Here is a 10,811-nt window from a genome sequence, read left to right as displayed (position 1 = left end):
TGACGTGCAACTCGAACTGCTTGGCCAGGGCCAGCACCGAAGTCATTTCTTCCACGGCATTGACGTTGCTCGACTCCAGGAAACCCGACACCAGTTTGACGTTGGCATCGATCGGCGCAGGCTGGCCGTCCTTGGTGTAGATCGAGCCGTCGAGGCCCTTGTTCATGTTCTTGATGTCCGGGTTGACCAGTTTGATCCGGTCGACTTCCGCCATGACGCGCGGGCCTTCGCCCATCGCACGAATACTGATGGTGCCGTCTTCGCCGACTTCAATCTGCTGCTCGGGCGGCACGGCGATCGGACCGCCATTGCCCATCACCGGCATGCCGTTGCCGGCACGCAGGACGCCGAGGGCGTCGACATTCAGGCTGCCGGTGCGCACGTAGCTTTCGCCGCCGTTGGGATTCTGCACGGCGATCCAGCCATTGCCGGTCACGGCGACGTCGAGGTCACGGCCGGTCTGCACCAGCGAGCCTGGCGTGAAATCAGTGGCGGGCCGTTCGCTCAGGGCAAACGCGCGCGCCGGAAAGCTGTCACCGAACACCGGCATCGAACGCGCCTGCTCCAGGTCGCGCTGAAAACCGTTGGTGGAGATGTTCGCCAGGTTGTTGGCATGAGCCTTCTGCGCCAGTGCGTTCTGGCTGGCGCCGGTCATTGCCACATAAAGGTACTTGTCCACACTCTTTCCTCTGCATGCCGGACGTTTGCCGCCCACCGCTGTACTGCTGAGCCATAAGCAATTTGCAGACCAACTTTTTTCTGGCGGCTTGAGGCCCGGCAAACAAAGGACTTGAGGGGTATTGCGGGGAATTGGGAAATGTATCGAAGTCGAAAAACCGGCGGTGTTATGCCGCTTCGCGGCAATGGACCAAAAGATCGCAGCGTGCCGCAGCTCCTACAGGAATCCGCATTCCAACTGTAGAAGCTGCCGAAGATTCGGGCCGCGTTCGGACGATCTTTTGATCTTAGGCTTCAGGCTCTTTGCCCACCTCATACTCACGCAACTTATTGGCAATGGTGGTATGCGAAACGCCAAGGCGCTTACCCAGTTGCCGACTGCTCGGGTGCTCGGAATACAGACGTTCCAGCACGGCCTTCTCAAACCGCCCGACGATCTCGTCCAGCCCACCTTCAAGGGAAAAATCGCCAAGCGGCTGACGCACGCCATAATCCGGCAGGCGAATATGCTCGGCCTTGACCGTGCCGCCATCACACAGCGACACCGCCTGAAACAGCACATTCTCTAACTGCCGCACATTGCCCGGCCAGTGATAATGACTGAGCCGATCCATGGCCGTCGGCGCCAGTTTTGGTAGCGAGCAGCCGATCTGCCGACTGGCCTGATCGAGGAAGTGCTCCACCAATGGCGTCAATCCGTCGAGGCATTCGCGCAGCGGCGGAATGTGCAGCGAAAGCACGTTCAAGCGGTGGTACAAATCCTGACGAAACTCGCCGCGAGCGCACAACTCGGACAAGTCCACCTGTGTTGCGCAGATCACCCGCACATCCAGATAAACCTCTTCATCGCTGCCGACGCGACGGAAACAGCCGTCCTGTAAGAAGCGCAGCAATTTCACCTGCAAGCGCGGGCTCATTTCGCCGACACCATCGAGAAACAGCGTGCCGCCCGCTGTCAACTCCAGCAGACCGAGCTTGCCTTCAGCGCGTGCGCCTTCGAAAGCACCGGGGCCATAGCCGAACAGCTCGGTCTCGGCCATCGACTCCGGCAGGCCGGCGCAGTTGAGCGCCATCAGCGGCGATTGTCCGCGCGGACTGGCGAGGTGACAGGCGCGTGCCAGCAACTCCTTGCCGGTGCCGGTTTCGCCTTCTATCAATAGAGGTGCATCAAGGGGCGCCATGCGACGCGCTTCGCGCACCACCGCCGCCATGACTTTCGAGCTTTGGAAGATGCTGTCGAAACCGCGCAACTCCTGCTTGCGCACGTTATAGATGCGCTCGCCGACACGGTCGGCGCGATGCAAGGTCAGCACCGCACCGGCCATCGCTTCGCTGTCGTCGTGCTCCGATTGCAGCGGGGCGATGTCGGCGAGAAAAACGTCGCCCTTGACCTTGACCCGCATGCCGTTGATTCGCGATTTATTGGCGCGCACCAGTTCCGGCAGGTCGAAATCTTCGGCGTAGCGGGACAGCGGAATCCCCGGCACCTCGTCGACGCGCACGCCGAGCAACTGCGCCGCCGCGCGGTTGGCGGCGACAATCGAGCCACCCATATCGATCGACAACACCGGAAATTCCAGCGCACCGAGCAGTGCGTTCAACTCCATGTGCCGCCGCTCGCTGGGCATCAGCCCTACCCGCTTGACGCCGAACACCCCGGCAATCGCTTCGAACTTCGGGCGCAACGCCTGGAACTGGATGTTGATCAGGTTCGGGCAATGCAGATAGATCGCGTTGCCATGCTCACCACCAACCTCGCCGCGCGCGACGTTGATCCCGTACGCCACCAACAGGTTGAGAATGTCGCGCAGGATGCCGATGCGGTTTTGGCAGTGGACTTTGATACGCATATAAATGACCCGACAAACCAGTAAAAAGGTTGAACACAGACCCTGTGGGAGCGAGCCTGCTCGCGAAGGCGGCGTCACATTCAGCATGTGATCTGTCAGACAGACCGTATTCGCGAGCAGGCTCGCTCCCACAGGGGGTATTTTCTGCCGAGGCGCGCAGATAGTTGTCAAGATTATGTGACAGCAATGACCCTTTTCAAACCTGCAAATCACTGCAAACGCGAGATATCCGCCAAAGCGTAACGATTATTTTACGAATTAAAGGGAAAATTCCTACGCGAAGGCGATTCAACCTGCTGCACATCAACGCGCTCTCGGGTAATTCTGAGTCCATCGCTGGACATAACAAGAACGAATTCCCCTAGCAGGAGAGCAGTATGAAGCAGACGCAATACGTGGCCCGCGAGCCCGATGCGCAAGGTTTTATCGACTACCCCGCCGAAGAACATGCGGTGTGGAACACGCTGATCACTCGCCAACTGAAAGTGATCGAAGGTCGTGCGTGCCAGGAATACCTGGACGGTATCGAAAAACTCGGTCTGCCCCACGACCGCATCCCGCAACTGGGCGAGATCAACAAGGTGCTCGGCGAGACCACCGGTTGGCAGGTCGCGCGCGTTCCGGCACTGATTCCGTTCCAGACCTTCTTTGAATTGCTCGCCAGCAAGCAATTTCCCGTGGCCACCTTTATTCGCACCCGCGAAGAGCTGGACTACCTGCAAGAGCCGGACATTTTCCACGAGATCTTTGGTCACTGCCCGCTGCTGACCAACCCGTGGTTTGCCGAATTCACCCACACCTACGGCAAGCTCGGCCTGCAAGCCACCAAGGAAGAGCGCGTGTATCTCGCGCGCCTGTACTGGATGACCATCGAATTCGGGCTGGTCGACACCCCGCAAGGCAAACGCATCTACGGCGGGGGCATCCTCTCCTCACCGAAAGAAACTGTTTACTCGCTGTCGGACGAGCCCGAGCATCAGACCTTCGATCCGCTGGAAGCCATGCGCACGCCTTATCGCATAGACATCCTGCAACCACTGTACTTTGTCCTGCCGAACCTCAAGCGTCTGTTCGACGTGGCCCATGAAGACATCATGGCCATGGTCAAGCAAGGCATGCAGATGGGATTGCACGCACCGAAATTTCCGCCGAAGCCGAAAGCGGCCTGAGCAGAACCCGCTCGCGACTTGCGCGCAAAGATAGTAATTTCCAACAAGAATCGAATTCAGGAATACACCATGTCAACTTTGAACCAAGCCCACTGCGAAGCCTGCCGCGCCGATGCGCCACAAGTCAGCGACGAAGAACTGCCGATCCTGATCAAGCAGATCCCAGATTGGAACATCGAAGTTCGCGACAGCATCATGCAGCTGGAAAAAGTCTTCCTGTTCAAGAATTTCAAGCACGCGCTGGCGTTCACCAACGCCGTCGGCGAAATCTCCGAGGCCGAAGGTCACCACCCGGGTCTGCTGACCGAGTGGGGCAAAGTGACTGTGACCTGGTGGAGCCACTCGATCAAAGGCTTGCACCGCAACGACTTCATCATGGCCGCGCGCACTGACGAAGTGGCCAAGACCGCAGAAGGACGCAAGTAATGCACTTCGACGCCATCGGCCGGGTGCCCGGCGACCCGATCCTCGGCTTGATGGAGGCGTATGCGCAGGATGCCAATCCGCGCAAATTCGACCTCGGCGTTGGCGTCTACAAGGATGCCCAAGGCCTGACCCCCATCCCTGAAGCGGTGAAAATCGCCGAAGCGCGGCTGGTCGAGAGCCAGGACACCAAAACCTACATCGGTGGCCACGGCAACCCGCTGTTCGGCAAAGTCATCAATGAGCTTGTGCTGGGTGGCGACTCGAAACTTATCGCCGAACAGCGTGCCGGCGCCACCCAGACCCCGGGTGGCACCGGTGCCCTGCGTCTGGCTGCCGACTTCATCGCCCAATGCCTGCCGGGCAAAGGCGTGTGGTTGAGCAACCCGACCTGGCCGATCCACGAAACCATTTTCGCCACGGCTGGCGTCAAGGTCAGTCACTACCCTTACGTGGGCAGTGACAACCGTCTCGACGTCGAAGCCATGCTCGCCGTGCTCAACGAAGTGCCGAAAGGTGATGTGGTGCTGCTGCACGCGTGCTGCCACAACCCGACCGGGTTCGACCTGAGCCAAGACGACTGGCAGCGCGTACTGGACGTGGTGCGCCGTCGCGACCTGCTGCCACTGATCGACTTTGCCTACCAAGGCTTTGGCGACGGTCTGGAGCAGGATGCGTGGTCGACCCGCTTGTTCGCCGCGCAAGCGCCGGAGTTGCTGATCACCAGTTCCTGCTCGAAGAACTTCGGCCTGTATCGCGACCGTACCGGTGCGCTGATCGTCTGCGCGAAAACCGCCGACAAGCTCATCGACATTCGCAGCCAACTGGCCAACATCGCCCGCAACCTGTGGTCAACGCCACCGGATCACGGCGCGGCCGTGGTCGCGACCATCCTTGCCGACCCGGAGCTGAAAAGCCGCTGGGCCGACGAGGTGGAAGCCATGCGTTTGCGCATCGCGCAGTTGCGTAGTGGTTTGGTGGAAGCGCTGGAGCCGCACGGTCTGCGCGAGCGTTTTGCGCACATTGGCGTGCAGCGCGGGATGTTCTCTTACACCGGCCTGTCGCCGGAGCAAGTGAAACAACTGCGCGAGCATCACAGCGTGTACATGGTGAGTTCGGGCCGGGCGAACGTGGCCGGTATCGATGCGACACGTCTGGCGCTGCTGGCCGAGGCCATAGCCAACGTCTGCAAGTAGTACCGCAATACCCCTGTAGGAGCTGCCGGAGGCTGCGATCTTTTGATCTTGTTTAAAAGCAGGATCAAAAGATCGCAGCCTTCGGCAGCTCCTACATTTGTTTCGGCGACCTGCCTCCCTGCGGCCATTTGTCGCAATAATTCGAATTAAAAGTCTGATTGTCATTTTTCCTGCTGTATCCTGCGCAGGCTTTCCAAAAGCGCGGATCTACCAGATCTATCAACAGACTTAGCGAGGAGCGCAACCATGCACGAGATTCCTAATCTCCCCTTCCCAAGCCTGCACGTACCTGAGCAGACGACCACGCAACAAGCCGGTGCCCAACAGCCCGAGTCGAAAGAAGCCGTTGAGAGCCGCCCGGCCGACAGCGAAGAGTAAAACCCGCCGTACAGACCGTGTGGAAAGCGCTAACATGCGCTTTCCACACTGCCTGAATGCCCGAGCCCTGCCATGACCGACGAATTCTCCGAAAACCAAGCCGCCGTTCTGATCGGTGCCACCGAGAAAATGATCGAGATCTGGAGCCGACTCTCCCCCGAAAAACAGGCCGCTCTGCTCGCCCGTTTTGGCAGCGAAGAAAACGCCCTCGCCGCACTGGTCACCACGCAACTGGTCGCCCCGGCCAAACCCTGAAACCGCCGTCCGGCAAATAGTTTTACTTTTCCCCGCCCCAGTGCCGTTCGCGTCGGTATCATAAGCAGCCTATCTAATCTGCTGCTCCCGTGGACCTTTACCCATGTCGTTCTTCAAGTCAGAGCCCCAGCGCCCCCTGGCGGTCACGCTGCAAGTCGTTTCCATCGTCCTCTTCACTTTCATCGGCTACCTGAACATCGGCATTCCGCTGGCTGTATTGCCGGGCTATGTCCACAGCGACCTGGGTTTCGGCGCAGTAATCGCCGGCCTGGTGATCAGCGTGCAATACCTCGCCACCCTGCTCAGCCGCCCTTACGCCGGCAAGATCATCGACAACAAGGGCAGCAAACTCGCGGTGATGTATGGCTTGGCCGGGTGCGGCTTGAGCGGTGTGTTCATGCTGATTTCGGCGTGGACTCCGAACATGCCGATGCTCAGCCTGATCAGCCTGTTGATCGGTCGACTGGTGCTGGGCAGCGCGGAAAGCCTGGTCGGTTCCGGCTCGATTGGCTGGGGGATCGGCCGCGTCGGCGCGGCGAACACCGCCAAGGTGATCTCGTGGAACGGCATCGCCAGTTACGGCGCACTGGCCGTCGGCGCACCGTTCGGGGTGTGGCTGGTCGGCCAACTTGGCTTGTGGAGCATGGGCGTCAGCATCATTTTGCTGGCGGCGTTAGGCCTGCTGCTGGCATGGCCCAAGACTGCCGCGCCGATTGTCATCGGTGAGCGTCTGCCGTTCATGCATGTGTTGGGACGGGTCTTTCCTCACGGTTGCGGGCTGGCGCTGGGTTCGATCGGCTTCGGCACCATCGCCACCTTCATTACCCTGTATTACGCCACTCAGCATTGGGACAACGCGGTGCTGTGCTTGAGTCTGTTCGGCGCCAGCTTCATCGGCGCGCGCCTGCTGTTCGGCAACCTGATCAACCGCCTCGGCGGTTTCCGCGTGGCGATTGCCTGCCTGTCGGTTGAAACCCTCGGCCTGTTGCTGTTGTGGCTCGCGCCGGATGCGCACTGGGCATTGGCCGGTGCGGCATTGAGCGGTTTCGGCTTCTCGCTGGTGTTCCCGGCGCTGGGTGTGGAAGCAGTGAATCTGGTTCCAGCGTCGAGTCGCGGCGCAGCTGTCGGCGCCTATTCGTTGTTCATCGACTTATCGCTGGGGATCACCGGACCGCTGGCCGGGGCAATTGCTGCCGGATTCGGCTTCGCCTCGATCTTCCTGTTCGCCGCCCTCGCCTCGCTGAGTGGGTTGGCGTTGAGCGTGTATCTGTACAAGCACACCGCAAAATACCGGGAAGACTAGAAATCCACCTTGCCACGCCCGGCCTTGATACTGCCGCGCTTGGTTTTCGACTCGAGCCGACGCTTCTTCGAGCCGAGCGTCGGCTTGGTCGGACGGCGTTTCTTTTCGACTTTGGTGGCGCTGAGGATCAGCTCGACCAGACGCTCCAGCGCATCGGCACGGTTGGCTTCCTGCGTGCGGTACTGCTGGGCCTTGATGATCAACACGCCATCGCTGGTGATACGACTGTCGCGCAACGCCAGCAGCCGTTCCTTGTAGAACTCGGGCAAGGACGAGGCCGGAATATCGAAGCGAAGGTGCACGGCGCTGGAGACCTTGTTGACGTTCTGCCCCCCGGCGCCCTGGGCACGAATGGCCGTCAATTCGATCTCGGCATCCGGCAGATGCACGTTGTTGGAAATCACCAGCATGGAAAAGCGTCCGTATTCAGAACGCGCAGGATACCGCGAAACAGATGCCGGGCCTGCCGAAGATCCCTTGTAGGAGTGAGCCTGCTCGCGATAGCGGCGTATTAGTCGACGAATGTTTACCTGATCCACCGCTATCGCGAGCAGGCTCACTTCTACTAAGGGCGTTGTGCAACCCGTTGAAACATCAAACCCGGCACATTCAGACTGTGTGAAACCACCATCAGGTATTTTCACACAGCCTGGAATGGCGCCTTTTGTAGGTTTCGGCGATCTTGTCTATGTAGATATTTGCTGACGTATACGCCACCCAATCACATCCAGCAAATCGCAACCATCGCGTAAAGACGTCACCAGCACCTTCGCAAGCTCACTGTAAACGCCTTCTTGATGCGCCAGGTTTTCCAACAATTGTGTCGCGGTTTGAATGCGATGCGCCGCTGTTTCGTGCAATACGTCCAGCGGTGCTTCGGTGTCGATCAGCAGCGATGCGATTTTGCAGTCGATGCCGGTGATGGGTAGATATCTATCCATGAAAAGTAAACCTCCATTTTTGGCGAAAAGCGCTATGACTCAGTGAGTGTGCGGTTGGCTCAAGTGAGCCCGAGCGGTGGGTCAAGGTTGTCCAGCACCCGATTCAGCGCTAATTCGCACAACACGGCGAGCTGCTGAATGGCTAACGCGATGTTGCGTTGTGATCCTTGCAGTTCACCCGCCAGATCGGTAGCCATGACGTTCAGCGATGCAACGTTTTCACAGGCGTGGCAAAGGATGGACTCCGTATCGACGTTCGGAAGGATGGTGAACATATGGCTAATCTGCCCTGGGTTGCGTAGCCGTTTGCTGACAAGAGGCTCGGTGACTTGTGACAGCTTGGTGATATCGACTGGGTCGCGCTTGGATTTTGAAGACTGCCGGTGATCGGGATTGTTTTTTTTCATTTTAAATTCCCAGTGAGGTTAAGAAATTTGAAAACGTATCTCCCATGTTGCTCAGGGGGATGCGTTATCACTAACCCGGATCTAGATGCCAGTAAAGTTAGTTTTGAAAAAATTTATGCTATTAAACAAAGAAGTGAACATTTGGGTAATTAAATGATTAATAGTAAGACCGAGTTGCCGGGGCACCACGAACTTGGACAGCTGCTGTTAATCAACAGCATGGGTTATTGCGCTCTATGCTTTGTAGGAAATAAGCGTAAGAAATATCTTATATATGAATAGGATCTTTCTGTAAGACTGGTTTACTCACAACTTTGAAATATAATTTAACGTTTTTATAGCCTGTTTGGATGGCTGAGCTTTTGCGTTAACTCGTGGCATGTACGATGCTGGATTCACCTCGATGTGATTGATTTTCTAGGTTTGTTTGGTAGTGATACGTAGAGGTGTATTTGATGCACAAAAAAGAAAGAGCTGAGAATCTGAAAAGCAACATCAAATATTTAATAAAAAGTCGTGGCGAAACGCAGTTATCTTTATGTAATGCCAGTGGCCTGACGCGAACTACGATATACAATATCCTCGAAGGGAAAGTGGTTAATGTTCAACAGTCCACCATTAGAAAAATATCTGATTTTTTTGGTGTTTCATACAGGGAAATCGAAACAATCTCATTTGAGGAGAGGGAGATAATCGAAAGCATTGCAGCCCCTCAAGGTAATATGAATCCCGCTGCAGTTCCGATAATTAAAGAAAGCTTACTGATGCAGAGTCTGGATAAGAAGATTGGAGAGTTATCCATTACTTGTCCGCTGACTTATTATTTTGGTGTCGCTTGCAATTTGATAGGCGTGTTGTTGGAGAGTGAAATGGGGGATCTGAATGGTGCGGGAGATATTCTGATCGTTAAAAGAGGAGTGTCAACCAGTGGTATGGAAAAACTGGTATATGACAGTGCTGCGAAGAAACTGTTCATAACAGATGAGTCATCCTTTCTCTCTGACTCGGTTTTTATTGTTGGCGACGTAATTGAGGAAAGATTCAATGCTAAGTGATGGAGGTGGTGTCAACAAAAAATACAAGTTGTTAGGTTTTGATAATCGCAAAGGCCTCGCTGTAGTGATGGTAATCGCCACGGGAAAGGTTCTCAGAATAAAGCTTAACGAATTGCTCAGCAGTGAAATAGCAGATGACTTGAATAAACTGGAGGTTCGAGAAATATACAGAAAATTCTACTCTCATGGGGTAGCCCCGTCGGTATATGAAGTCACGGATCGTCATGAATGTTCATGGATGACTTATGTTTCGCTTAATCTGATGCTGTTTGCGTTGTACGTATTCACCAATGTGTCGGCAGCAAAGCCTATTTACCTAGATGCCTTCGATATTGTTGTTACGCCCGGGGTATTTCTCTATCCGTTTACATTCTTAATAGTGGATCTGTTGAATGAATTTTATGGACTGAGACTTGCAAGGAAGGCTATTTTATTTGTTTTCTCAAGTAATGCACTGATTATTGTTCTTTTGAGTGTCTCGACGTATGCGCCCGGATTGCCTGATTGGGCGCTGGATGCGCACTATGATGAGGTTGTGGGGCATATCGCTTCAGCACTAGTGGCATCGTCAGTCGCATTTCTTGTCTCCGAATATTTAAATTCATATTTATTATGCAAAATCAAAGAGCTCACTAATTCAAGATTTTTGTTTTTAAGGGTATTTTTGAGTACTTTTTTTGCGATAATAATCGATAGTTTTCTTTTTTTCTATATTGCATTTTATGGCGTAATGACTGGCAGTGATATATTAGCCATGGTAGGGGTGCAGATAATGATAAAAATGTTCTTTGCGCTATTTAATATTTTTCCCGCATATGGCGCTAGATCTATATTTAGGCGTTATGTGGCGAATGTGCAGGTTACATAGCTGCGGATTGGCCGCCGCTGAAAACGATAACCGCTTTTTTACGCATTTTTTCGTCCTTGGGGGGTGCCGCTTGATCGCGGCGGCATCCACCTTAGAGAGCGAAAGCGTAATGAGTGTGGGACGCTTGCGAAATGACGGTTGCTTGGTAACGCTCGTTTCTTGCTGCGACAGCTTGAGGGCACGAGGTCTGAAACGGCCTTGGCGGTGAACGCCTATAACCTGAAAAGAGCAATTAACGTGCTTGGCGAACGTCAGTTGATGGCGTTGACGGGCTGAAAAGCCTTTTTC

Annotated in this window: 13 protein-coding genes; 8 read left to right on the top strand and 5 right to left on the bottom strand. The window is 55.5% G+C overall.

Annotated features, from left to right (window positions below; genetic code table 11):
• The coding region (locus tag ACIOVB_RS15330) for a flagellar basal body rod protein FlgF (RefSeq protein WP_401268996.1) at positions 1–679 on the bottom strand (679 nt) is incomplete at its 3' end.
• Between the two features lie 286 nt (positions 680–965).
• A complete protein-coding gene (locus tag ACIOVB_RS15325; protein WP_401268994.1) occupies positions 966–2,528 on the bottom strand; it encodes a sigma-54-dependent transcriptional regulator in 1,563 nt (520 codons plus the stop codon).
• Between the two features lie 377 nt (positions 2,529–2,905).
• Here ACIOVB_RS15325 and phhA point away from each other — a divergent pair, with 377 nt between their 5' ends.
• The 6 genes from phhA to ACIOVB_RS15295 all read left to right on the top strand — a co-directional run bounded on the left by phhA (position 2,906) and on the right by ACIOVB_RS15295 (position 7,252).
• Positions 2,906–3,697: a phenylalanine 4-monooxygenase gene (phhA, locus tag ACIOVB_RS15320; RefSeq protein WP_401268992.1), complete on the top strand. Its 792-nt coding sequence runs from the start codon at positions 2,906–2,908 to the stop codon at positions 3,695–3,697.
• A gap of 69 nt (positions 3,698–3,766) precedes the next feature.
• A complete protein-coding gene (locus tag ACIOVB_RS15315) occupies positions 3,767–4,123 on the top strand; it encodes a 4a-hydroxytetrahydrobiopterin dehydratase (RefSeq protein WP_003222798.1) in 357 nt (118 codons plus the stop codon).
• Positions 4,123–5,316, top strand: coding sequence for an amino acid aminotransferase (locus ACIOVB_RS15310; RefSeq protein ID WP_401268989.1), 1,194 nt, complete (start codon positions 4,123–4,125; stop codon positions 5,314–5,316). The genes ACIOVB_RS15315 and ACIOVB_RS15310 overlap by 1 nt, the downstream gene beginning before the upstream one ends.
• A 246-nt stretch (positions 5,317–5,562) precedes the next feature.
• Positions 5,563–5,694 carry a hypothetical protein gene (locus tag ACIOVB_RS15305; protein ID WP_262410290.1) on the top strand — a complete coding sequence of 44 codons (132 nt, stop codon included), beginning with the start codon at positions 5,563–5,565 and terminating at the stop codon, positions 5,692–5,694.
• Between the two features lie 72 nt (positions 5,695–5,766).
• Complete coding sequence (locus ACIOVB_RS15300) at positions 5,767–5,949, top strand: hypothetical protein (protein ID WP_187677343.1); 183 nt, start codon at positions 5,767–5,769, stop codon at positions 5,947–5,949.
• Between the two features lie 103 nt (positions 5,950–6,052).
• On the top strand, positions 6,053–7,252 hold the full coding sequence (locus ACIOVB_RS15295) for an MFS transporter (RefSeq protein ID WP_401268986.1): 1,200 nt from the start codon (positions 6,053–6,055) through the stop codon (positions 7,250–7,252).
• Here ACIOVB_RS15295 and arfB read toward each other — a convergent pair.
• From arfB to ACIOVB_RS15280, 3 genes are all read right to left on the bottom strand, one after another.
• Positions 7,249–7,662 carry an alternative ribosome rescue aminoacyl-tRNA hydrolase ArfB gene (arfB, locus tag ACIOVB_RS15290; RefSeq protein WP_095050152.1) on the bottom strand — a complete coding sequence of 138 codons (414 nt, stop codon included), beginning with the start codon at positions 7,660–7,662 and terminating at the stop codon, positions 7,249–7,251. The genes ACIOVB_RS15295 and arfB overlap by 4 nt on opposite strands.
• Before the next feature lie 276 nt (positions 7,663–7,938).
• Positions 7,939–8,193, bottom strand: coding sequence for a hypothetical protein (locus tag ACIOVB_RS15285; RefSeq protein WP_401268983.1), 255 nt, complete (start codon positions 8,191–8,193; stop codon positions 7,939–7,941).
• A gap of 59 nt (positions 8,194–8,252) precedes the next feature.
• Positions 8,253–8,600 (bottom strand): DUF6124 family protein, encoded by a 348-nt coding sequence (locus tag ACIOVB_RS15280; protein WP_401268980.1) that lies wholly within the window; start codon positions 8,598–8,600, stop codon positions 8,253–8,255.
• Positions 8,601–9,055: 455 nt separating this feature from the next.
• On the opposite strand from ACIOVB_RS15280, the gene ACIOVB_RS15275 reads away from it, so the two are divergent.
• Positions 9,056–9,655, top strand: a complete 600-nt coding sequence (locus tag ACIOVB_RS15275; RefSeq protein WP_401268977.1) for a helix-turn-helix transcriptional regulator — start codon at positions 9,056–9,058, stop codon at positions 9,653–9,655.
• The gene (locus tag ACIOVB_RS15270; RefSeq protein ID WP_401268975.1) at positions 9,645–10,523 is read left to right on the top strand and encodes a queuosine precursor transporter; all 879 of its coding nucleotides are present in this window, start codon (positions 9,645–9,647) and stop codon (positions 10,521–10,523) included. Before ACIOVB_RS15275 ends, ACIOVB_RS15270 begins: the two co-directional genes overlap by 11 nt.
• Positions 10,524–10,811: the final 288 nt, after the last annotated feature.

Origin of the sequence: Pseudomonas sp. NPDC087639 (assembly GCF_044743385.1) — a bacterium.
Classification (GTDB): domain Bacteria; phylum Pseudomonadota; class Gammaproteobacteria; order Pseudomonadales; family Pseudomonadaceae; genus Aquipseudomonas.
The sequence above is the reverse complement of the archived record's forward strand: the minus strand, read 5'-3'. Positions and strand labels throughout refer to the sequence as shown.

Coding starts and splice junctions, on each gene's coding strand:
- ACIOVB_RS15325 (WP_401268994.1), bottom strand. CDS start 2,528: ATGCGTATCAAAGTCCACTGCCAAAACCGCATCGGCATCCTGCGCGAC.
- phhA (WP_401268992.1), top strand. CDS start 2,906: ATGAAGCAGACGCAATACGTGGCCCGCGAGCCCGATGCGCAAGGTTTT.
- ACIOVB_RS15315 (WP_003222798.1), top strand. CDS start 3,767: ATGTCAACTTTGAACCAAGCCCACTGCGAAGCCTGCCGCGCCGATGCG.
- ACIOVB_RS15310 (WP_401268989.1), top strand. CDS start 4,123: ATGCACTTCGACGCCATCGGCCGGGTGCCCGGCGACCCGATCCTCGGC.
- ACIOVB_RS15305 (WP_262410290.1), top strand. CDS start 5,563: ATGCACGAGATTCCTAATCTCCCCTTCCCAAGCCTGCACGTACCTGAG.
- ACIOVB_RS15300 (WP_187677343.1), top strand. CDS start 5,767: ATGACCGACGAATTCTCCGAAAACCAAGCCGCCGTTCTGATCGGTGCC.
- ACIOVB_RS15295 (WP_401268986.1), top strand. CDS start 6,053: ATGTCGTTCTTCAAGTCAGAGCCCCAGCGCCCCCTGGCGGTCACGCTG.
- arfB (WP_095050152.1), bottom strand. CDS start 7,662: ATGCTGGTGATTTCCAACAACGTGCATCTGCCGGATGCCGAGATCGAA.
- ACIOVB_RS15285 (WP_401268983.1), bottom strand. CDS start 8,193: ATGGATAGATATCTACCCATCACCGGCATCGACTGCAAAATCGCATCG.
- ACIOVB_RS15280 (WP_401268980.1), bottom strand. CDS start 8,600: ATGAAAAAAAACAATCCCGATCACCGGCAGTCTTCAAAATCCAAGCGC.
- ACIOVB_RS15275 (WP_401268977.1), top strand. CDS start 9,056: ATGCACAAAAAAGAAAGAGCTGAGAATCTGAAAAGCAACATCAAATAT.
- ACIOVB_RS15270 (WP_401268975.1), top strand. CDS start 9,645: ATGCTAAGTGATGGAGGTGGTGTCAACAAAAAATACAAGTTGTTAGGT.